Here is a 23,949-nt window from a genome sequence, read left to right as displayed (position 1 = left end):
CATTATTGCTAACCGTCTCCGCCAAGCTCAGGATAGAATTAATCGTTTATACGCGTCTCACGGATATAACTTTTCCTGACAATTGATCGCCCAGTCATACGGCATAAACCATTTTAATAGTATGGTTTTATGCTTGTTCTCCAGCCCAGTCTCGGTATCCTTTAACAATCTTACTTCCAGTTTTATGCTTACCACTTTTGCCGATAGTTGAATAATGCCGGGAAGCGTGATCAGCGATTAGCCAGCGTACTTCAGGAAGGTTTGCCTTCCTAGTCTCGTCTTACCGAAAGCATCGCTGAAAGGTATCTCGAAAAAATATGATGAATATTTACCGGAGATGTTGCTGACGCAGGAGTATGGATACGCGCTTTTAATGTTGAACTCGTTACGAAGTGATTGCGGTGTCATTTATATTAAGGGAAGACAATGAGAAAGAACTGGACTATTGAGGAAGACTGTAGGCTGCTAAACTTTGTGCGTCAGCGCTTTTCAGAACTGGTCAGCTATGAGCGTCTTAATGCCACGATGCCATTTAGCCAGCAACTCCACACTGCATTTGACTCACCTAATCGCGATGCCGCAGCGCTGTTATTTCGCCTAAAAGATGCCGGTGTTCTGGGATTTGCCAGCCGTCCTGGAGGCGATCCCACTAAACAGCCGTTTCGCTGCCAGATAAACAATGATTTGGCTCTATACGACTATAGCCTCACCTTTCCCACACTAAGAAAAGCATTGCATCCAGATACCGTTGCTGCGGTGCTAAACCACTTCACGATTAGCAATCCACACGAATCTCTGTCCAATACTATCAATGAAATCGCAACAGCCTTGCATCTTGCCCCCATGCAGGTGGAAAAGATTCTGCTCGAAAACGGCCAAATAACCATCAATAGTTACCGTAAGTGTGAGCGTGTTGGAAAGAAGACTATCAATAATAATCTGCAAGATCTCATCTCCAGACAAATTCCTGACATAACGCTGGTCGAAGATATTAATACTTGCCGCGCCCAAGTCTCTCAACTTTACCACGTGCATGAACGTGATGGCGCTGAGGTCATTTTCAGTTCCGACGGCACGGGATTTGGCAAAAGCTATGGAGTGATTCAAGGGTACGTCGAATATCTAGCGCGCTTCGCCAAAACCCAAAAGCCAGATTACCTGTTTCCTGAAGGCGGCTTTACCAACCTGCTGTTCATGTCGCCGCAAAAATCACAAATCGACCTGGACAGCAGCCAGAAAGATAAAATTCTTGCCTCTGGCGGCGAATTTGTTTGCGTTCTCTCTCGTAAGGATATTGCCGACCTTGACTTTATGGACTGGGCTTCTGGCCTGAAAAACCGCGATCGCTATATTCAGTGGTACGAAGGGGCAAAAAGCAGCAAATATATCGGCGGCGCTGTGCGTTCACTCAATTATTACGTATCACAAATTGATCGTTGTGAAGAGCAATTAAAAAAGCTAACGACGTATAGCAGCCAAGATACCAGCTATGACAAAGAAATACTTGAAGAGCAGTTAAAAAACTGCCGTCACAGCATCCGCAATACAATTGAGTCAGCCTGTAAATCACTATTTGGATCAGATAGTGAAAAAGCCTCCATTAAAGAATACATTCGTCGTGGACTTCTGGCGCGCCAGGAACGAATGCAAAATGCGGATATAGCAAGAAAACAAGGAAAGCAAGAACCGAAAATAAGCGTACACGAAGTCTACTTCGAGCTTATCAAACAGGTATTACCTTTCGAAGTTTGCCAGTACCGCCCGTCGGTATTGCTAATGACCACTAACAAGTTCGACACCTCTACTTACCGTCTGGCACCTCGTAAAAGAGGCGAAGGTGTGCGCTTTGAATCCGTGGACTTTGATCTGCTGATTGGCGGTAAGCTGAAACCCAAAGATCCACAGATCAGCACCGTTGCGGCAGTCGATCATGCCGGGCAGGTTGCCTATCTTCGCGACGAACATTTCAGACGTAATCCAGACTGTCATTTTCGCCATAAAAATATTCGCTTTACGGTGATCATCGATGAACTTCATGAAGCCTACACCCGCCTTGAAGAAACATGCCATGTAAAGCTGATCACACAGGAAAATAACCTGGCACACGTTATTTCCGTCGCAGGACGTATTTACAACGCGGTACTCAGCCTTGAGCGCCGGAACAAGCCCAAAGAATCGCAAACGACCTTTGAGCAAGAGATGGTCAAATTCATCACTACTCTGCGCAATTTACTGGCAGAAAAGTGCGAACTATCACCCGGCACAACGCTGGGATCGATACTGGAGATGTTTCGCGACCAGTTAGGGGCATTTGAAGTCAACGGCGACGCCGCTGAACGCATCATCTCAATCACCCGGAACGTGTTCAGCTTTAACCCCAAAATGTACGTCAATGAAGAGGGGCTGAAACGCATTCGTATGCGCAACAGCGAAGGCGACATAACGCGCACCGAGCTGTATTACGAAGTCGAAAATGAAGCCAGTGACACCAATCCCACCCTGCACGACCTGTTCCAGTTGGTCTCCGTCATCCTTGCCGCCTGCTCTGAAATCACCAACCGACACTTTAAGCGCTGGGTAAAGAACGGCGGCCAGGATAACTCCAGCAGCCAGAATACGCCTTTGGGCCAGTTTGTTGACGCAGCCAATAACGTAGCCGGCGTGGTGCGACATATCTTCGATCGCACCACCGATAAAAACTTGTTGATTAATCATTTCTACACTTACCTGCAACCCAAAACCGTATTCACGATGACGCCGATAGCTGAACTCAATTACGTGAACAGGGGAGCCGAGCGCACAATTATTCTGGCGTTTGAGATGGATCTGATACAAGAGTTGCCCGAAGCCATGCTGCTGCGTTTATTAACCAGCACGCACAATAAAGTAATTGGGCTTAGCGCCACCAGCGGTTTTAGCCACACCAAAAACGGTAACTTCAATCGTCAATTCCTGGCACGCTATAGCCGTGACCTGGGCTATCGAGTCGTAGAACGCGAAAAAGCAGATATGGACACGCTTAAAGCATTACGCAGGTTGAGGGCCAATATCCGCAACGTCGACTTCAAAGTGTTTGATGATGAACAAGAGGAATTAACAGACATCTACCAAAACTGTGAGCTCTTTCGTAGGACGTATGACAATTTTTTTGACGCTCTGAAGAAGCCTTTGGAATACGCCCTGAAAAGTACCTATAAACGACGCCAGTACCGCAGGGAGCTGGAAGCGTTATTGCTTGCTGCCTGGGAGGGCAAAAACAGCCTGATTCTGTCACTTTCAGGGGCGTTTAAGCGGGCCTTTATCAGCGCCTGGCGCACGCATCAGACGACCTGGCGCCAGCAGCACGGTATGCACTCCCGTTGCGATGAAAAAACGGATAATGATAAGAAACATGACCAGATCCTGATCTTTACCCCATTCAAAGGGCGTCACACGATCCATTTGGTCTTTTTCGATTCACCGTTGGCCAATGTCGAAGATATCAGGCAAGAAACTTATATCCAGAACAGCAACACCGTACTGGTATTTATGAGCAGCTACAAAAGTGCAGGCACCGGCCTCAACTACTTCGTTAAATACCATAATGGCGATATTAATGATACAAACGCGCCGCGTCTGGATGTCGATTTTGAACGCTTAGTGCTCATCAACTCTTCGTTTTATAGCGAAGTAAAGGGCAACAGCGGTAACCTCAATACATTACCCAACTACGTTACCGTACTTAAACACTACGCCGATGACGATATTACCATCCACAAGCTGGCTGATTTCAGCGTTAATTTCGCCCAAGGTGAAAATTATCGCCTGCTGATGGCCGAACATGATATGAGCCTGTTCAAGGTTGTCGTGCAGGCCGTAGGCCGGGTCGAGCGTCGCGATACCCTATTGAAAACAGAAATCTTTTTACCTCGCGACGTGTTCCATTATGTCGCATTCCAGTTCGCCGCTCTCAATGAAGATAGCGGCAACGAGGTGGTGTCAGAAAGCATGTCCTTGCTTAACCACCGGCTCATGGAGGAATGTGAAAAACTGAGTCAGGGCCAGTCATTCAGTAATGCGGAACAGCGGCTGACGTTTGAGCAAGCTATCGTAGCGAATGGTCGTCGCATCGATGAAGTTCATAAACGAGTCCTGAAAACCGACTGGATAAATAGGGTACGCGCTGGCAATGTCGATTATCTCGCACTGTGTAATTTATTCCGCGATCCTGACTCCTTTACAGATCCTCAGCGCTGGCTAGAAAAACTCCAGGCCAATCCCTTGTATGCCGCCAATCGACAAATGCAGTCCATCCACGACGCCCTGTTTATCGATCGCCAGCAAGGGAATCAAACTATTTTACTTTGCCACAAACGCGGCCCGGATGGGCTTACCCACAGCAATTATGCCGCCCTGTCGGACTTCGCTGGCGGTGCCAGAGTATATCAGCCTGAGCTCACCCTCTTCCCGCAGTACAGAAACGATGTCGATTATACCCCTGGCAACCTGGTGGGTGAGTTGATTAGTGAATGCGACAAGATTCAGAAAAGGGCATTCAAAAAATGGGTACCCAACCCCAGACTGGTTCCGTTGCTTAAAGGCAATGTCGGTGAATATCTTTTTGATAAGGTGCTGAAACGTTATGGGGTGACCCCTCTTACCGACCAGCAGGTGTTTGAGCGCCTTGCGCCGTTGGTCTATGAGTTTTTTGACCGCTTTATTGAAGTAGGTGACGACCTGCTCTGCATCGACGTTAAACGCTGGGCGACGCAGTTGGACGATTTGACGCGGGCAGAAGAAACGCTTGAGAAAAGCAGCAACAAGATTAGTCAAATTCGCAATATCGCCAGCCAAAAGGCGGATACTGAGGGGCAGAAACAGATCCAGGCGGCACTGGTAGGCCGCTATGAACGCATTCGATTTGTCTATCTGAATGTCGCCTACAGCCAGAATCCCAATAATCTGATGTGGCAGGATAACGTGGATCACACGATCCACTACCTCAACCTGTTGCAAACTGACTACCAGTATTATCAGCCCAAAAATCGAGAGAGCGGACGTGCTCAGGAAAACTCGAAACTGCGCATGACTTTGGACATTAACCCAATGTTACTAACCCTGCTGGGTGTTGAAAAGTTGCCGACTAAAGGAAAAGCATCATGATCCCTAATCTGAATGAGCTGACGGATACTCCGATTGCCCGTACCAATTTGATCAAGCTTGAAGAAGATCAGCTGACGACCATCCAGCGTCTATTGGCCCCTGTATCTAATATCTATACGATAGACTTTATGGTTCAGCGCTTTACTAAAGAGCGAAAAGAAAAATCCGCTGATTACTATGCGCGAATTCATCAGGAGGTAAAATCTTGCGTGCGGCAGAAGCTTGGGTTGGAGGCCGGGCAGGAGGTAAAATATGAGCTGCATTGCTTACCAAATTACCATCACGTCTTTTTTTTCCTGGCGCCTGCAACTACGCCGAACAGCCCGGCTCACAGGACGTTGGCAGAACGCATTGAAACGCTTTGTCAGCAGCTCACCGCTGAAAATTATGACCTATCTCGCCTGATTCAGGGATTATTCAGCCTCCATTTGAAAATGGTAATGCTGGAAAAAGCGAGTGAGCGCTTTTCGGTACCGCCAACCTACTTCAACTCAACGCTCTATCTAAACGCTCGCCTGAGTCAGCCCGTCACGCAGAAAAGCGGCACTGGAGTGATGGAAGCCTTCGAACTCGACATTTACGCCTCAGAATATAACGAACTCGCCTTTACCCTGCACAAACGAAAATTTCTCGTCGAACCGGCGGACGAGTTGCACCTCTCTCTGGATGAGACCAGCGTGTGGTTTAATATCGATAATCGTCGACTCAAAGCCCGGCGCAAACTTGATGCCCGAGATAATAAACTGGACTTTTTCCGTGAACGAAGCGGCTATGGCGAATGTCAGGCCTACACCTATAACGTGGTTATGAATACCGCCCGCGAGCGCCTCAGTGAACTAGAGATCCCACACCAGCCTATCCCATTTCAGGCCACCCATGAGGTCAATCAGTTTGCTACCGACCTCGATCAACAGCTGGCTAATACGCTCTTGGTGGTTAATAACGGTGTCGAATTCAGCGCCACACAAGAAGCTTATTTCTTTGACGCATTAGCCATCCAGTTCCCCGGATATCAACTCTGGCCGTTGGCGTCGCTTAAACATTCTCAGCAAACCGGCTTTTCTGAGCTGCCTGCCAATACTTCTATTTTGGTGCTCAATGCCGTAGATGAAGAGCGGAGCAACAGCATCCGTCAGCAAGATAATGAATCTGTTGAGTACAGTGATTTCTATGCAGCCTTTGCCGACGCCCGGAAGCAATCTGAACTCAATTGGGATACTTATACCCAGCTTAAGCTGGGTCGTTTGCAAGGGTGGCTAAATCAGCAACCGCTGCCTGTGGTCCTGCAAGGTATAAATATTGATCGCAAATTGTTGGATGCAATTGATTTTATTAATGAACGCTTGGTAAGCGACCCTGCTCAATACGAAATCGAAATTACGAAATCTCACAGTCGCCTCAAGTCAGCGGTTACCCTGCTAAACAGTAAGGCACGCCGAACAAAAACCGAACTATGGTTTAAGGAGAGCTTACTCAATCAGCATCACATTCCACTGCCAGAACTGGCGGACGGGCACTATACCGCCTATGCGGTACGCAAAACGAAGAGCAATCATTCCCTGCTTGGCTATGTTGAACTGAAAGTAGAGCATGGCCAACTTTGGGTTGTTGATGCCGGGATCGCTGAAGGTAAATTAGATTGGTTATCGGTCGATCATCCCCCATTGGGACGGTTAAAAAAAATATTCGACAAAAGCTTCTATCTTTACGACCACGCTGCAGATGTCCTACTTACCACCTACAACAGCGTGCGCGTGCCGCGCCTGATTGGCCCAGCGCAACTTAATATCGTCGATTCATACGCTTATCAGGAGCAAGAAAAAGCGCTGACGGAGCGTAAAGGGGATAAATTTAACGAGTACACCATCACCCGCTCAGCAAAACCGGATCAAAATGTATTGCCCTATCTGATATCACCTGGCCGTTCCAAACACGACTCGCTGACCAAAGCGCAAAAGATGAAGCATCACCATATTTACCTGCAACCGCATGAGAATGGAGTGTTTGTTCTGGTGAGCGATGCTCAGCCTACAAATCCTACTATTGCACGGCCTAACCTGGTGGAAAATCTGCTGATATGGGATGCCAGGGGCAAAGCCGTAGATGTATTTAATCACCCGTTAACTGGCGCTTACCTTAATAGCTTCACCTTGGATATGCTCAGGAGTGGCGAAAGTAGTAAGAGTTCGATTTTTGCAAAGCTTGCTCGTTTGATGGTGGAGAACTAACACGGCCGTAACCCTACGGCCTCCCTCATCATGAATTCTACCCCCACCGACTCAAGGTGGGGGAGTTGACCCAGCTCACTTTTTAACTATCGTTGTTTGAAATATAGGTGTGAATTCTGCGTATTACATTCCATTTTATCCCCTTGATACTGCCCTTCATATTATCTATAAGCCCCTCTTGTTTTCGCAGTGTGCAGCGTCAGATCGCTGAGATAGTGTTACGGCCACTGCCTCATACAGACAGAAAAGCCGATGAATAAGCAAAATTATGCACCGGGTAAGCGGCTGGTTATTCGTGATGCAGAGTGGCGCATTCGGCGGGCGCATTCGGCGGGCGGATGACAGCGGAGATGGTGGTAGCCTGCTGACCTGTGATGGCATTTCGGAGCTGGTACGCGGTAAAGAAGGGCTGTTTCTAACAAAGCTTGAACAAAAAGTCGAGATTCTCGATCCAGCAAAAACAAATCTGGTTGAAGATGAGTCAGCCAATTACCAGGCGGCTCAGTTGTACATAGAGAGCCAACTACGCCAACGCGTACCGACTGACAGCAAAGTCCATTTTGGACATCAGGCTGCGATGGATTCTATGCCATTTCAGCTTGATCCCACGCGTATGGCGCTGGCGCAGCCACGCCAGCGGATATTAATTGCTGATGCGTTAGGGCTGGGTAAAACGCTGGAAGCGGGGATTCTGGTTTCAGAGCTGATTCGTCGTGGACGTGGAAAACGTATTCTGGTTCTGGCGGTTAAATCTATGCTTACGCAATTCCAGAAAGAGTTCTGGAGCCGTTTTGCTATTCCGTTGACCCGGCTTGACTCCTCTGGCTTACAAAAGGTGCGTAACCGCATCCCAACCAACCACAACCCATTCCACTATTTCGATAAGACCATTATCTCCATAGATACCCTGAAACAGGACATATAATATCGCCACCATCTTGAAAACGCCTGGTGGGATATTATTGTCATCGATGAAGCGCATACTCGATGTGTTCGACCGTATCGATCAGGGCAAAGAAGCGATGCAGACCATTACGCTCACGCCGGAAAATCAACATGCTTATGCCCGTGCCGCGCTGACGTATCGCTATGGCGAAGAACATCACCCCATCACTCAAACGCAGGTGCTGAGTGCCCGGCGCTGGGAGGATGAGAAGAGCGATCTGTGGAACACTTTCCAGCGTGTACAGGAGAATCTGATAAAAGGCGGGCTAAACGCTCGTTCGGCACAGGGCAAACGCCGTCACACCCGGGCCAATCAGGGTATCGATGGCGATATCAAACTGAACCGCGCTCTGTGTGTGTTGGCAGAGAACATGCTGCAACACGTCTCATGAACCTTTCATCTTAATCACATGCTGTTAAGGATCCCTATGTCTGAACTGATGTTAACCCCAGCCTTTCCACCCAATGAGCAGCGCGTTATTCGCCGGGCAATGCGTCTGCTGGAAAAATACCAGCGTCACCCAGGTGAGCAGTTTCTTGCCACAACGTTCACAAAAGTGTGGCTACAGCTGAATCTCTACAGCAGGAGCGAGAAGCTTTTAAGGTGCTTTATCTCGATAACCAGAATCACCTGCTGGAATATGAAACGCTTGCGCCTGGCACTATTAATCACGTTGAAGTTCATCCCCGCGAAATCGTGAAATCTATAACGCGGCAGCGGTGATTCTGGCACATAACCATCCATCAGGAGCCGCAGAGGCCAGCCAGCAGGACAAACACCTCATGAGCCAGGTCATCAAAGCCCTGGCGCTGGTGGATGTACGAGTGCTGGATCACTTCATTATTGCTGGTGGCGATACCATTTCTTTCGCGGAATACGGCCGGTTGTAACTACACAGGAAATCATCATGGAAAAGAACACTACGTCTGATCAGTGTTGGTGGGGCCTGCGAGACGATATCACGCCATCGTTTGGTGCACGGTTAGTCCAGCAAGGCTATCGGCTGCATTATCTCTATCTCTCTGATCGCGCATGTTTTAACGGCGAGTTCACGCGGGGGCAGTTACAGGCGCTGAACCGCACGTTTCCACGGTTTGTTAAGAAGATGGAGGCGGCACTGAAAAGTGGTCAACTGGACCCTCGTCAGGCAAAACGGTTTAGCGTCTCGCTGAACGGTCTGACCTGTGATGCCGACACCAACGGCAGTTACGACTACGTCTATATCACCATCTATCCATCAAGCCAAACGAAAACCCTCCTGCTCTGATATGCAAGGAAATCCCTATGCCACACGCCTTATCACTGTCTTCGCCTGCAGCGGCTTCCCCGCGCCTGTCTCCACTGGAAGCCCGGCAAAAGCTGCTGACGTATCTGCTGGAGCGTCATTACGGCCTTGCACTGAACGACACACCCTTCTGTGACGATGCGGTTATTCAGGAACGTATCGAGCGCTCTTGGTCGCCGATGGACGCGGTGAACTTCATTGTGGATCGCTGTGGGCTTGTACGTATCGATAGGAATGGCTTCACCGTCGACGCTCAGGAACCGTTCCTCACTCCGCTACTTACCCGCCCGTGGTTTCTGTCAGTGCTTGGCAATCATGAACTGATGTTACTGGAGTGCCTGCTGCATGATGGCAGTGCAAAGCACTGGCAAATGAATGGTGGTGGCTGGCCAGGAGCAACGGGTCAGGGCATTGTTGCCTCAGATCGCCGCACTGCCACTGGTTATTGAAGTGACAATCCAGAGTAATAGGTTCGTTATTTGCCACGCTGATTATCCTGATAATCACTACATCTTCGGCAAACCGGTCAATGAAGAGGCGATCCTCTGGAGCCGGGATCGGATTGTCGAGTCATCTAATGGGCAGATTAAAGCAATCAGCGGCGCAGACCAGTTCATTTTCGGCCATACGCCGCTGCAAACACCGCTGCAAACACCGCAGCAATTTGCCAATCAGTATTATATCGACACCGGTGCCGTGTTCGTCGGCAATCTGACATTGCTCCAGATTCAGGGAGGTGACTCGCAACTGTAATGAAATCAGTATAAGTCCGGATCATTTCCTGCGAACCGCTTTCCCCATTTACCTTTCTGACCTTCACACACTCATTATTCACCTCATAATGCGCCTGCCACTCCCGGCAGGCGCTTTTGCTTTGGTACGGACAAAATATCATGCAAACAGAAGCTGAAGTCTTAACCGACCACACCGAGTTGATTTGCTCGACCAATATTGAACGAATCGTAACGGGACGTGATGCTGCTCTGAAGCAGATTGAAGTGCTGATCCGCCAGCTTAATGCTATCTCGCGACTGACTTCCGGCATTGGTGGCGACGTAGCGGATCATTGGGCAATGCGTCAGGGGCATTCGTTTGACTGCTGGCTGGTTCAGTCTGTCGACAAAGCGATGCCCGTGATAACCCGCGCGAGCAGGTGTTTGAGGACGACCTCTTCACCCTTCGTTATTTCCAGAAGGGGAGTGGGCATATCACGTTTAAGCGGCCTGATCTGGTGGAGAAGATGAACGATATCGTGGCGAAGCACTATCCAGGAGTGTTGCCAGCGAAATGAGATGTGATGTTTTTATTAAGCACTGCTATTTTCGTTTTCTGGCAGAACGAGAGTTGCACCACAGGAGTATCCTGGCTGGTCTTGCCGAGGTAGATTCGGACCGCATGGTCAGCCACTCTGATACGCAAGGATATCGCTATCACTCGATAGATACAGGCGATCGTCAGTTATAACTTAAATGGTACACTTTCTTCACCTGCGGTATATAGACCTTTTTTTAGTTGGGTCAATAGTTCCCTGAGGCTATCAAGTAAAAAGGAAGAAAAGCCTTCTTTTCCCAGACTTGTTTCGTACACGGCTGAGGGAATAAAGCGCTTCATTTCATCATGGAATTTACCTTCAGCAATAATATCTGGTAGCGAATCTATTCTGGCCTGAAGGTTTTGTTCGAAATTATCAATCCTGTAATCATTGATCTTTTGGCTAATCAAATGGATGTCAGTTTTTGCACCCTGTTGTTTTAACCAAATTAGATCCCACATATCACGGAATCGGATATGGCTGGTTGTTGCTGGAAAAGATACCAGTTTATCGGCCATAACCTCTTGAAGCGTTTCCACTCTTACCAGCGTATCGCTATACCCATCAGGTAATACGGTATAGTTACGAACTAACTGTCGGTACGCATGGGTATAAGCAGGAATGTTGGCGACTTCAATTTTGATACGCTGTCTGGGAATATCTTTGCGCTCAGGTGCTGTAGTGACTGAAATTTGCCACTTATCAACTTTCACTTCCGCGTATTCAGGCTCTTCGCGTAAATCTTTTGGTTCTTTAACGGTTACTTCGAGCCCGTATCGTGTTCCAAGGTAGCCTTCAATACAGCTTTTCATTTGCGCCAGGTCGGCAGAGCAAAAATCAGGGCCTCCGGCGAAATCGAGATCTTCGCTGAATCGGCTAGAGCCATAGCATAATCGTAAAGATGTTCCCCCTTGAAAGGTTAACGATTTAAGTAATCCTGCCTCTGACAGGCAAAACAGAATGTCATAATGCAGCAGTTCTTTTTCCACTACCGGGCGTAAATTATCCAGTCCTCCCTGGCGGATCGCTTCTTCAACCAGTGCATCAAACTCCACCTGTTTAGACATTATTCAGCTCCTGAGGATTAATTAAATGAGTATTCCGACCAACACGGCGGAGATCGCGTAACGCAGTGTCTTTTTTAGCAAATTTAATCGGTGACTTTGTTTCCACCGTTCCGCTGAGAATGTCGCTCACGGACCTTTCAGTATGGGTTAATTCAATCACTCCCCAGGGCGTCTTAAATTCACCCGCTCTCCCGGTGGTCATTACGGTAAGCCTGTCCATTGGGATCTGCGAGATCACACCATACTGCGAGAGTGCTGATTCAAGGCTGACATAATTGTACTCGCCTCTGCGGATTGTTTTCACGATGTGCTCAAGGATGTAGCTGTCTTTTGACGCACTGTTGTAGACATATACGCCCTGGGCTGCGCGAGTGAGGATGTTCGCATCCAAAAGACGTTTGAGGGATGATTTTAACCCCCGTTCAGATTCATCAGAAAACATGTTCCGGAAGTCGTTCAAATGAAAAACATACCGTCCCTGCGAGCTGTACCTATCCAGAGTGTTAATCGCTGTGAGTTTATCCATGCTGTTATCTCTACAAAAAAGACCCTTTTAAGTGGTTTTTCAGTATACATAGTGAGTTTAGCATTTACGTCAACATAAAAGACCTTAAATAGGGTCTTTTGTGTAAATATGATTTGTGAACTTTGATATCACTAGCATCTTTTTCTCTAACTCTTTTATTAACTCATTTATGTGTTTTATACCCGTTTACGTGTTTTAATGATTGCTATCTACCTGATTTGAAAGATGACACTATGCCGCAAAACAACATCAAACAGCTTCGTACCCAGTTGTCGATCACTCAACGCGAGCTGGCGTTTATGGTCGGCACCAGTCAACAGCAAATCCAACGTATCGAAACAGGCGCGGTTGCCGCAAAGCTGGGTCTCGCACAGTCAATATGCAATGCCCTGGATAAACCTTTAAACGTCGTGTTCCCGGAAAGCAATCGATTGATAAACGACTTCCGTAGTAAGCGTAGTAAAACCGATGAAGATCTTGAGACGATAGCCTCAAGTGGCATTGAAATGGATAGTGGTCTTTGGACCGTAAAGCTTTGGCTGCAGGGGCAGCAGGACTATTTGTTGTTACCTATTTCGGCTGCGGATAAGCGGCGGTTTTATTATTATTTTCAGGAGAAAACCACGCCAAACACAGAATGTTTCTTCGTTTTTGATTCCGCTGAACATCGTTACGCACTCAATATTCGTGAGGTGGTATTTCACCAGTTCCTGTCTGATGGCTTTGCACCCATCGTGAGCGAAGAGGATGATGGCTACGAAGACGATTATTTTGATGTTCATATCACGTTGGCGAACGGCGGGTCAGAGATACCGCTGAGTGTTGAGCCTGATGTGGCAGCAAATGAAGAGACGGGCGAAATCGGTCAGTTGAATGCGTTCTTTGAAATGCTGGATAGCGATGCTGAATCAACGGAGCGCTATATGCTAACCGATGAGGATGGCGAAGATGCTTTTATCCGTATAGGTTCTATTGCCATGGTGCGAGTCGCACTTGACGCGCTGGAGCCAGTAGAAGAAGAGGATGAGTAATCATTGAGTTAGCTGATTTTCCAGAGAATCGCATTGAGTATATATGTGAGTATATCTGGCGGTTACCTTGCTTTGTAATGTTATTTATTTCAATAGGTTATGTCGTAAAATGCGGTTCGGCCTTCGCACCATTAGTATGTAAATAGACCTCAACTAAGGTCTTTTTTTATGTCTAAAATCCAGTCCCCGCAAGGCTTTGCCCCGCCTTTCAGTCAACCGACGTCAATCTGAGTTACCCCACATCAACATGCTGGTCCGATAATGCTTATATACCCACGGCAGTATATGGAAGGAATACTCGTTAGTAGACGGCGATGGCATATTTTTGTTGATACACCTAACGGCTCCAAATACTGGCGCTTTCGTTTCCGTTTTGGCGGTAAACAACACCTGATGGCTTTTGGTGATTACCCAGAGACCTCTCTGGCTGATGCCAGACATAAAAGAGAAGCTGCCAGAAATTGGTGGCGGCAGGCATTGACCCCCGCGAACAAAACGTGCAGTAAAAGAAGAGTTGGCTAAATAACTCTTTACCTTCGAAGTGGTTGCCACAGAATGGCATGCGACTAATAAGAAGTGGTCAAAAGATCATAGCTCCCGAGTTTTGAAAACCCTGGAAGACTTTCTTTTCCCGGCTATTTGCAAACACAATATCACCGAACTTAAAACTCGCGATTTGCTGGCACCTATCAAAGCGGTAGAGAGGTCAGGGAGTCTTGAAGTCGCTTCTCGTCTTTAGCAGCGTACGACATCAATCATGCACTATGCCGTACAAAGCGGTTTGATTGACTACAACCCAGCTCAGGAGATGGCAGGGGCTGTCGCTACAGCAAAACGGCAACATCGTGCTGCACTAGAACTTAATCGCATTCATGAACTACTTCATCGTATCGACACATATACCGGCAGACCACTAACACGCTTAGCTGTGGAGCTGACGTTATTGGTCTTCATTCGCTCTAATAAACTAGTTTTGCTCGCTGGTCAGAAGTAGATTTTGAAAACGCTATGTGGACGATTCCGGGAGAACGTGTGCCTTTGGAAGGTGTGAAGCATTCACATCGAGGATCGAAAATGCGGACTCCTCATCTTGTTCCTTTATCTCGCCAGTCTCTGACCATTCTGGATAAAATTAAAAACATGAGCGGAAATCGCAAGCTAACTTTCGTAGGCGATCATGATCCTCGTAAACCGATGAGTGAAAATACGGTTAACCATGCACTCCGGGTTATGGGCTATGACACTAAGGTGGAAGTCTGTGGTCACGGTTTTAGAACCATGGCATGCAGTTAGTTGATTGAGTCTGGGATGTGGTCTAAAGATGCAGATGAGTCACCAGGAGCGTAACTCTGTGCGGGCGTCTTACATTAATAAGGCGAAGCATTTGGATGAACGCAGGCTAATGCTGCAGTGGTGGGCCGAAATAAACAGGAAGTGTAACAACTGGAGTAATTGACTGTAAATAATATCGACCGGGAACCATGATATGTTCCCGGGATTGTGAATCGATCATGAAGCGTTAAATAGCTCTGAATTGCTGGCATAAGGCACTTTCCCTGATGGGACAAGTTTCGCTGCAGCATTTAAATGTATATCTTGATCGTCAAAGAAAATATGAGGTTTAAAGGCCTGAAGTACTTTAGTTTTTTCAACCCCGCCAAGGAAAAAAGCTTCGTCAACATACACACCCCAACTCCTGAGCGTTTTAATTACTCTCATTTCTGAAGGGCTGTTTCTAGCGGTAACTAAAGCAATTCGCACAGGAGAATATTCCATTCGAGTAGGTAGACGGTCTTGAAGTTTTGCTAGTTTTTTTAGCAGAGTAGCGTAGGGGCCTTCTGCCATTGGGATATCTTGTTGGGCATCTTCTTGTGCGTGGAAAGCTGCCATACCCTGAGTTTTGTATACCAGCTCACTTTCATCTGAGAAAAGGACTGCATCACCATCGAAAGCAATGCGAACTTGTCCTTCAGGAATTTCGGAAGAGCCTGAAGGTGGGTCTTTTAATATTGCAGCGGCACAAAATCGAGAGTCGATGACTTTTTGTGCATCATCTACGCTAGTTGTTAAAAACAGATCAACATCGAAGGCGTCAAGATAGTCAGCTACCGTTTCACCCGCTGTGAAGGCAGAGCGTGTTATATCTAACTTGTCGTGGCGAATTGTATTCAGAACTCGGATACCCGTGTCGGGGCTGTTGCGCGACATAACGACGACTTCAACCAGAGATGATTTATCATCCGGTTGACGATATTGATTCAGACCCAAAAGCGCTTTGACTAAAGGATAGCCTGTGCCAGGCTGTAGAGGTTGATTCTCGTGTTCCAGCATGTAGGCTCGATACTTTTCAATAGCGCTGTCAGGATCGGTCACATAGATGTCACGAAATATCCGATCAGACTCGCTCATATCAAAAAGAGCGGTGGCACTAATACCAATTACAAGCGTGTTACTCAAGTCTAGAGGCATTTTTACTCCTGCTGGATGTTACATCGAGTCATTAATTATTCGCCCCGTGCTAAATGTTGATAAGCAGTTCTGCATATTTATTGGATAATCAAATGAACTATAAAATAATAATTCATCGATGTAAGCCATTAAAAGTATCCGAATAGGGCAAAAAACAGAGAAATTTAGTCTTAGAAGAACGCTGCTTTAGTTAGTGAGTTGCCCCCTAAATCATTTGCGGAATTTAACATCTGTGCTGCTTGTTAATCACCGGTATAGTGACTCATCCATGTTACCCTCTATTATGATTTAACAAATTATAGAAATTAGCTTATCCGATAGGAGCCATCATTCATTTTTGCACCATCAGCTTCCGCATCTCTTTCAAACATCATTCGAATACTAATTCCCAGAACATCTCCATTTGCCTCATTTTGTTCCTTTTTCAAGGCTGCTTGTAGTTGCGATATGTCACCTGCGCTGTCGCCCATTGGCCAGAGTGCAGCACGCGCTAAGTTTCTCTTTCGTGACATGAGTCCTTGAAGCAAACAGTCAAAAGAATGCTCCTGATAACCTGCATGGATGGCCATAGGCATATGGATTTGAACGGGATACTTTTGTCCAATGCGGTGAACGCGATCATTACATTGCTCTTCAACAGCCGGATTCCACCAACGAGATAAGTGAATAACGTGAGTGGCGGCAGTTAATGTCAGTCCTGTTCCTGCAGCTTTGGGACCAAGAACTAATAAGTCAAAGCCACCATCCTGTTCAAGATGACACTGGAATCGACGTACAATAGCCTGACGTTTTTGGATAGGTGTATCGCCATTAATGTGATCAATTTTCTCAAGGCCAAATTCTTGTAGTGCTAACTCCATAAAACGGAATTGCATCTTTCGATGCTCAATGAAAACCAGGACACGTTCGCCTTTTGCTTTAATCTGATGCAGAATTTTGAAGCAAGCATTCAGGCGAGCAGAAGCATCGATAAAACTCTGATTGTTCCCACTCATCTCCATCGCCGGGTGAACTGAAACTCCACGTATATGCTGTAGCATTTTCAGTGCTGCGCCAGGACCACCTTGCGAAAGTTTGAGCCGGGCGGTTTCGTAGGCAATTGCCTGCCCTTCAGGCATTAAACGTGGATGCAGAAAACGTGTTTTAGAGGGCAGCTCTTTCGCAACATCTTCTTTTAAACGACGAAACGCTAAAGGCGGTAGCTGATTGCGGGGTTCAAAAACCTGCTGATACAGTTGAAGCATATTCAGTTCATCAGGTTCGCTGTAAAGGCTGTTGAAATTACGTAAGGTATCCAGAGACCCGGGAGCCAGTTGATCCATGACCGCCCATAAGTCACTTGTTGTATTCTCAATAGGTGTGCCTGTAAGGCCAATTCGATAGTCAGCATTGATGGCTCGAGCGGCACGGGCGCGAAGCGAATCAGGATTTTTTATTGCCTGGATTTCATCAAAGACAACGGCTGAAAAATGAATTTTCGCGAGGGAATGCTGATAATTGGTGAGCGTTGTATAAGTTGTTAATATCCAGAAACGATGGCCTTTACCCTCTTCAATAGCTTCGTGAAGCTGCCGAAAATTTAATAAGGGAGTACCATCTTTCGTCTCGATACCTTTAGCATCGAAATTTTTATACTGACTTAATGATGAACCATATAGGCGGAGCAAATGGCCGAGCCCTCCGCTATCGGTATGCTGTGCTACCTCTGCATTCCAATTTTCCAGCAAGGATGTGGGTGCCACAATTAATATCGGTCCGCGTTCTTTATTGCTGGCAGTATTGACTTGGTTGTTCTCTTTTAACCAGCGAAGAAATGCAATTGTTTGAAGCGTCTTACCCAATCCTTGTTCATCTGCGTTCAAGATGCCAGGCATTCCTGACTTCCAAGAAGAAAGTTGCAGGCTAAAGCTCTCTAGTTGATGCGATCGCAATGCGGTTTTAACGCCTGTCGGCAAGTGCTCGTCGATAAATACAGGACGTTCTGTAAGATCCGGCCTCCAGGATATTTCCTCAAAATTATCTTTGGTATCCAGGATAACCGTAGCAGCAGGTGGATTATCAACTGTGGGCTTAACTTTTTTTTCTGTTATTTCTGTCGCGCCTTCCATCTCTTTAAGATCAGCCAGGCGTTTTTCAAGTGCGCCTAACGTGTCTTCGGTAGCTTTAATTGGATAAGAACCGACCTCAATTTCCTGTTGCGATGCATCTATGGCATTACGTATTTGCTCGCAGACTTTTGCCAGCGCCTGGCTATCCATCGCATCAATAATTTTGGCCAGGGCGTCGGGGATTACCTCTGGTAACCAGGTCGTTTTGCCGGTCATGTGAGCAGAAACAGCCCCTTTTTGATAAAGCAAAATACCCTTAACGCGTTCGGAATATTCAACGGTTTCAATAAAAGCGGGACCTGCAGCGGCTTCAATGGCTTCTTCCTCGCCGACCTCATCGAGCCCATCCAGCTTACCTGATTGCCTCAGATATTTTTCAACAGCATCGGTAATTGCAGGTCGTGGGTTTTCTATAAAAGCACGTCGTTCTTCAGGAGCAGACTTTTGTTTCTGTACCATGATGTCAAGAATAGGGCGTGCGCTTCGGTCAATGACCAGATAATTACCTTCACCAACACGATAAGCTGAAAGAGTCCCTTGAGTTCTGACGCGCTGCTGGAAACGACGTAAAGTTTGTTCACCTAACTCACCTGCAGCTTCGCTGACAGTTTCTCCGTTATTTTCTAGTACTTCTATGTTCCTGCCAGAGAAAGGGACTATCTCGAAATCATCAGCGCCATTTGAGCTGGTGGAAATAGAAAAACGATCGGCAATCCGGACTTCTAAACCTTGCATGAAATCGGTCATCGATATCCGAACGTCATTGAGCTCATTGCTCATCTGGACGCCGGGGTCAAGAGACTGTCGGAAGCGAGCGAGCGATTCCCAGTCGGAAGCTTCACCGCCACCCGGTGTAAATTTTTCTGCGACTTCAATGGCTTCCATCATCCATAATGGCAACCGGCGTAACCCTTGAGATGTGGCTAAAATTACCCCTGTTCGTTGTGGTATTTGGCGAATACCATTGCGTAGCCATTCATACTGTAAACGAAAAGTATCGCTACCTAATGAACCTTCAATGTCGGTTTTTAATGTCAGATCGACAAGAGGAGGTAAGCACAGATTCTGTGCTGTTTGTGAGTCAAGCAGGCCAGCCAGCCGATGACTCATTTGTATAGAGTCATGACTTATTTGCAAATGTTCTTCAAATTCTTCCGCCAGGGCTTTCAGATCAGCTATAGCGAAAGCTAAGGCGCGATCGTTATGCGTGAGACCAGATAATGTTGCGGATTGCTGCCGTTTAAACAGGCGGTTGATTAAACTCTGTTTTTCTTCAACGATATTCAGAGTGATCGTTTCTGCATTATGATTAAAGGTAAATGTCATGACAGATACTCAATTTGTTCACGCACTTTATCCTGCCAGCCGCTCAAATGCGGAATAGCAACTGGGTTCGGTAGCATACGGATTTGTTCGCAATTGTATTTTAATTGGTACAGTTCTGGGCTGTGTTTATTATCACTTCGGAAAATATGAACTTTATAACTGTGTGAACCTTCAATTACGATGCATTTACCAATTTGTAAAATGAGCAATGAGGTTTTATCACGATTACCAAGAGCCGTTTGAATTCCGAAGTTCAGCGTTGAAGAGTCCCTCATTGAACCTTTCATTTCTTTTGCTTTTTGGGAAGCAATGCTGCTAAATGCCACCCACGCTGCTGTGATTTTTCCTTGGTTATAAAGCCCTAACCAAAATTCACGTCGTGGTTCCCACATATGGCTGTCTTCCACTTTTGAGACCACATCCAGGAAAAACAAAATGTTCTCACGCGTCAGCCAGTTGATGATGAGATTACGGCATTTTTCATCCACGCTACCCCATACGCCACCGCGACTCAGACGTGGATCTTCGTAAAAAGCTACAAGTGTTTCAGTCAGAAAACGTGAGAGTTTTTCGTCGGGTTGCTTATACAGCCAATGGGATAACATCGCATTGATGGCCTCAGAAGCACCATCCATCAACGCGTTACTTTTGCCATCGGGTTTCAACCAGGCAAACAGCTTCTCAATAGCTGCTTTTTCATATAATTCGGGCCTAAGCAAAGCGATATAAGCCAGATGAGCATGCGACATTAAACCCGGCTCGTGCGGGCGTGTGATGCCAAACTGTTTGAGCTCTTTCCACGGTGAGTCCATCATCACCATTTTTTCTGCCAGCGCTTGATGCGCATGCTTAGCATCAAAGAATTCAGGCAATTGATCGATAACATCTTTCCATTTATCGCTCATGTGCTCGCTGGCGATATCAAGACAGTTTTTAATTTTGGTTGTGTGCGCTGAACCAGGTTCGTAACTGCGGATGTATGCCGAAATCATTGCTGAAATAAAGGATGGTGAGTCCGTAACAATGGTTTCCCGCAGATAAAACTCTTGCAGCGCGATAAAGTCGTCTTGAACTCTGAATTCTTTATCAAAAACAATAGGTGCGCCGGAGCAGATGAATGACATCTTCACCTCATCCCATTGCCAGCTCTCTACATACCCGAGCAGCTTGCGTAAAACCTTTTCACGATCGCGTTCGGCAATCTCTCTGACTACGTCTGGCCAGCGCTCATGAATGGCTTGAATCTTGACCGATAAACTTTTTGATACTGCTATTGCTGGCTTGAAAAGTGCGACTGGCTTCAGAAAGATATCGCTCAATTTCATGGCATGCTCTTCTTCAACGGTTCAATCAGACGCTGGCGAATGTCTTCAATTTCCGCAGCATTGGCTGGTGTATGCATAATAATGCGAAGATCGATGCGGCGATTCATTGCCATATTCTGTTGTGAGTCATTAGGGCGAACAGGGCGCATTTTACCGTACCCCGCAACCGAAAGAACCGGCTGATGCCGCATATTGAAATGTGCGACCAAATCCGGTGCAGCCGCAAGCATGCTGGTAAATGTCGTTATTGCACGGTTAGTCGAAAGATTCAGGTTATAAACATCATCACCTTTCGAGTCAGTATGGCCTTCAATCTGGACCGCCTCAATGATGGCGAATGAAGGATTACAGCTTTTATTCCAACCCGCATTCTGGTTGAAGGTATAGCAGGGCAGGAGTGAGTCGAGGGTTTTTGCCAGCGCTTCGACAATCTTTCGCTTGTCATCGCTTAAGGCAAAACTATTGCTGATAAATAGCCCTTCGCCCTGGAAGCGCAGAGTTCCTTCCTCAGGAATCACATCAACTGGCAACAATGGGAAAGACTGTTTGAGATTATCGCGTAGCTGATAAAGCAGGTTAAGGCGAGCTGTTGCTGCGCGAGACATATACTGTTCCAAAGGATCGACTCGCTTCAATATTGCTATTTCAGAGCGGAGATCTTCAATCGTTTTATCGCGTGATTGGACCGCTTGTTCATATTCGTCGCGGGGAACAGTATTTTTATCGTTATACCGGCTGGCAAAGAATGCGAGCAACACCATAACAATAAAAAGGAAGCTCACCGTCATGTCCGTCATTGAAACAAAGACGGATTCTTCTTCCTCTTCATTTGAACGCTTACGATTGGCGTTCCCTCTCATGACATGCGTCCCTGTTTAGGCGCAAAGTTTTCAGCCTGGTCGACAATACTCTGCATGGTATCCAGTGCTGGCATTAACGCGGACTGCATAGTTTTAACGTGATCGAAAAGTGTTTCTACAGACGTTGCAACTTGCTCCTGATAAGAGTCGAACGCCTTGCCGAGCTTCTCATCAATGCTATCAAGCCTTTCGCCCTGACCACGTAATACAGTAATCAGAGACTGAAGGTTCGTCAGAGTGGATTCAATCGCACGCTGCTGTCCACCCAATGTCTCTTGCGCTGCCGAAAGTGTCATAGCGGATTGCTCAGCATTCGTTTTCGCTGCGGTGGCAATAGCTGAAAGGCTATTCTCGCTGCTCTCACGTAGTTGACGCGTGCTGATTTCAATACGTTCCATCGTCGAGCGGATCGGGTCGGCTGCGTCAGTAAGCGATTGAGCCGACGAGCGGAAGCTACCTGATGCATTTTCAGAAGCAATGGCTCCCTCTTTAATACCCTCTGAAGCACGACGTAAAGCGGTACTTGTTTCGTCAAGCATGCCCATGACGCCTTCCAGTTTTTCCGCAATGGTGGAAAGAGGGGAAAGAAGTTGGCTGCTGGCGTTCTGTGTCATCGTTTCTGTCGCTTTGGTAATTTCTCCGGCTGTATTACCAAATGCGCTCAGAATGTGTGTCGCAGCCTGGCCGATGGCATCGCTCGCTTGTGAAGCTGACTCTGACATGCGAGCTTGCGCGGCTTCTGCGCCCTGTTTTGCTGCGGTTTCCAGTTCTGTACGGATCCCAAGAGCGGCGGCCTTCATATCTGCAGCCGCTTCGCCCATCGCTCTTGCGCCATCACCCGTATTGTCTTTAATACCTTGTAGCGTTGAGTTCATGGTTGCGAGTAGATTTTCGGCACCTTGATTGAATGCAGACGTTGCCGTTTCCGCTGTTTGTGACATGCCTTCCCGCAGCGTTTCAACCGCCTGACCTAATCGCCCAATAGCGCTTTCCATTTCGTTGCCCATTTTCCCTGAGCTTTGATCCATTCTTTCCGCAAGCAGTTTGATTTGATCGCCTGCCAGCGAAATGCGTTCACTGGCTTGCGTTAAGGCCCGGCCAACATCTTCAGAAAAACGCGAGGAGAGACTTTGTACCATCTCGCCGACACCATCATTACCTAAGCGGCTAACTTGTTCTATGACGGGGGTAATTGCTGAACTGATGGATTCCGATATCGCTCTTGGCAGATCTTCGCGAAGTGGGCGACCAATTTCTGCCACCATCTCAAGTCCCAGCTTGCGGAAATGTTCTCGACTTTCAATCGTCGCCTTTAGCTGACGAATGGATAAATCTTCCAGACTGATATATGTCAGGCGTTTTTCAATCAAACTATTGAGGCTATGAACCCTTTTTTCCAGCTGTGAGGTGCCGCTACGCAAGCCTATGGTAAAAACTATTGAGCAGCACAGCCCCGTCAGCGACATGATGAACTTCGCTGAGGCGATGGTGAGCAAACCTTCTAATGCCGCGCTGCCGCCATCGTCCAGCGAGGTGCTCATCGAATTAAGCGCAGAAATCAAGCCGAGGAAGGTCAGAGACAGACCAATAGTCACAAACAAGCCCGGAACGATGCGCCAGAAGCCCTGTGTGAAATGCAAATCATCCAAATTAAAAAACTGACTTGGGCGAACGGCATTACGCACCACAAGGGTACCGTCCTGATCGTCGACAATATGGGTTTCCCGATATTCCTTCCATGCCTCGGCTACATTTTGCTGTTCTTCGGTCACGTTTAAGTCGGTGATACCGGCATCGATATTGGTAACATGCAGGCTAAATTCATCTTCGGGGGTTTTGGCAATAATGGAATGGATACTGTCAAGCGCAGTAAGGCGGCGTTTAACCAGTTTTCGCCAGCGTACAACGGTAATACAAAGTGCAGCCACTAATAAGATAGTCACATAGCCGGGAGCCGCATCATTCTTCAATATTGAAGCAACATACAAAATACCATTACGCACCAGGACGCCGGGGGCCAGCAAGATGTCCATTTTTTACACCATAAGTCACTGAGAGGGGGGAGATTTTCTTTATAAGATTACTCTAATTGATTTCCTGAATCTTATCTATTCTTCAGCATTGTGGGGTGGTTAGGCTTATTTGAAAATTTTAAGTTCTAAAATTCAGAGGATTGGGTAGGTCAGGGTACTCTCTAAGAAAATGGGTCCGATATAACGCATAAGCGTTCTCAATGTTAATGACATTTTCTCAGTCATTAATCTAAGGCATTTGGTGCTTGTACTCATTCACGTGCGCTGTATGATTTTGTTCATCTCATTATT

At 47.0% G+C, this 23,949-nt stretch carries 13 protein-coding genes and 5 pseudogenes; 11 read left to right on the top strand and 7 right to left on the bottom strand.

All coding sequences use genetic code 11. The features are described 5' to 3' along the window. Positions 1 to 426: 426 nt before the first annotated feature. The 9 genes and pseudogenes from WBL83_RS20895 (at position 427) to WBL83_RS20855 (ending at position 10,892) form a co-directional block, all read left to right on the top strand. A complete protein-coding gene (locus tag WBL83_RS20895; protein WP_424590932.1) occupies positions 427 to 5,142 on the top strand; it encodes a hypothetical protein in 4,716 nt (1,571 codons plus the stop codon). Further along, complete coding sequence (locus WBL83_RS20890) at positions 5,139 to 7,370, top strand: hypothetical protein (protein WP_424590931.1); 2,232 nt, start codon at positions 5,139 to 5,141, stop codon at positions 7,368 to 7,370. The genes WBL83_RS20895 and WBL83_RS20890 overlap by 4 nt, the downstream gene beginning before the upstream one ends. A gap of 252 nt (positions 7,371 to 7,622) precedes the next feature. Further along, a pseudogene (locus tag WBL83_RS20885) lies at positions 7,623 to 8,493 on the top strand (DEAD/DEAH box helicase); the annotation flags it as partial. Next, a complete protein-coding gene (locus tag WBL83_RS20880; RefSeq protein WP_424590930.1) occupies positions 8,393 to 8,707 on the top strand; it encodes a DUF932 domain-containing protein in 315 nt (104 codons plus the stop codon). The pseudogene WBL83_RS20885 and the gene WBL83_RS20880, both read left to right, overlap by 101 nt. Positions 8,708 to 8,743: 36 nt before the next feature. Further along, a pseudogene (locus WBL83_RS20875) lies at positions 8,744 to 9,206 on the top strand (JAB domain-containing protein). A gap of 17 nt (positions 9,207 to 9,223) precedes the next feature. After that, on the top strand, positions 9,224 to 9,583 hold the full coding sequence (locus WBL83_RS20870) for a type IV toxin-antitoxin system YeeU family antitoxin (protein WP_424590929.1): 360 nt from the start codon (positions 9,224 to 9,226) through the stop codon (positions 9,581 to 9,583). A 17-nt stretch (positions 9,584 to 9,600) separates the two neighbouring features. Continuing rightward, positions 9,601 to 9,873 (top strand): annotated as a pseudogene (locus WBL83_RS20865) (TA system toxin CbtA family protein); the annotation flags it as partial. A 139-nt stretch (positions 9,874 to 10,012) separates the two neighbouring features. Beyond that, positions 10,013 to 10,354, top strand: coding sequence for a hypothetical protein (locus tag WBL83_RS20860; RefSeq protein ID WP_424590928.1), 342 nt, complete (start codon positions 10,013 to 10,015; stop codon positions 10,352 to 10,354). 140 nt (positions 10,355 to 10,494) lie between these two features. Then, a pseudogene (locus WBL83_RS20855) lies at positions 10,495 to 10,892 on the top strand (DUF4942 domain-containing protein). 167 nt (positions 10,893 to 11,059) lie between these two features. Here WBL83_RS20855 and WBL83_RS20850 read toward each other — a convergent pair. Both WBL83_RS20850 and abiEi read right to left on the bottom strand, forming a co-directional pair. Further along, entirely contained in the window at positions 11,060 to 11,980 is a 921-nt protein-coding gene (locus WBL83_RS20850; protein ID WP_424590927.1) for a nucleotidyl transferase AbiEii/AbiGii toxin family protein, read from the bottom strand. Beyond that, a complete protein-coding gene (gene abiEi / locus WBL83_RS20845; protein WP_424590926.1) occupies positions 11,973 to 12,506 on the bottom strand; it encodes a type IV toxin-antitoxin system AbiEi family antitoxin in 534 nt (177 codons plus the stop codon). The genes WBL83_RS20850 and abiEi overlap by 8 nt, the downstream gene beginning before the upstream one ends. Positions 12,507 to 12,739: 233 nt before the next feature. Between abiEi and WBL83_RS20840 the strand changes: the two genes are divergently transcribed. Together WBL83_RS20840 and WBL83_RS20835 are read left to right on the top strand one after the other, a co-directional pair. Then, positions 12,740 to 13,537, top strand: a complete 798-nt coding sequence (locus WBL83_RS20840) for a helix-turn-helix transcriptional regulator (RefSeq protein WP_424590925.1) — start codon at positions 12,740 to 12,742, stop codon at positions 13,535 to 13,537. A 283-nt stretch (positions 13,538 to 13,820) separates the two neighbouring features. After that, a pseudogene (locus WBL83_RS20835) lies at positions 13,821 to 14,960 on the top strand (tyrosine-type recombinase/integrase); the annotation flags it as partial. A gap of 86 nt (positions 14,961 to 15,046) precedes the next feature. Here the strand turns inward: WBL83_RS20835 and WBL83_RS20830 are convergent. The 5 genes from WBL83_RS20830 to WBL83_RS20810 all read right to left on the bottom strand — a co-directional run bounded on the left by WBL83_RS20830 (position 15,047) and on the right by WBL83_RS20810 (position 23,658). Next, on the bottom strand, positions 15,047 to 16,006 hold the full coding sequence (locus WBL83_RS20830) for a 5'-nucleotidase (protein WP_424590924.1): 960 nt from the start codon (positions 16,004 to 16,006) through the stop codon (positions 15,047 to 15,049). Between the two features lie 305 nt (positions 16,007 to 16,311). Beyond that, the gene (locus WBL83_RS20825; protein WP_424590923.1) at positions 16,312 to 19,440 is read right to left on the bottom strand and encodes a DEAD/DEAH box helicase; all 3,129 of its coding nucleotides are present in this window, start codon (positions 19,438 to 19,440) and stop codon (positions 16,312 to 16,314) included. Continuing rightward, positions 19,437 to 20,765 carry an EH signature domain-containing protein gene (locus WBL83_RS20820; protein ID WP_424590922.1) on the bottom strand — a complete coding sequence of 443 codons (1,329 nt, stop codon included), beginning with the start codon at positions 20,763 to 20,765 and terminating at the stop codon, positions 19,437 to 19,439. The genes WBL83_RS20825 and WBL83_RS20820 overlap by 4 nt, the downstream gene beginning before the upstream one ends. Then, positions 20,762 to 21,625, bottom strand: coding sequence for an OmpA family protein (locus WBL83_RS20815; RefSeq protein WP_424590921.1), 864 nt, complete (start codon positions 21,623 to 21,625; stop codon positions 20,762 to 20,764). The genes WBL83_RS20820 and WBL83_RS20815 overlap by 4 nt, the downstream gene beginning before the upstream one ends. After that, entirely contained in the window at positions 21,622 to 23,658 is a 2,037-nt protein-coding gene (locus WBL83_RS20810) for a hypothetical protein (RefSeq protein WP_424590920.1), read from the bottom strand. Before WBL83_RS20810 ends, WBL83_RS20815 begins: the two co-directional genes overlap by 4 nt. Positions 23,659 to 23,949 lie beyond the last annotated feature (291 nt).

This window comes from Buttiauxella sp. (genome assembly GCF_049686335.1).
Taxonomy (GTDB): Bacteria; Pseudomonadota; Gammaproteobacteria; order Enterobacterales; family Enterobacteriaceae; genus Buttiauxella.
The sequence above is the reverse complement of the archived record's forward strand: the minus strand, read 5'-3'. Positions and strand labels throughout refer to the sequence as shown.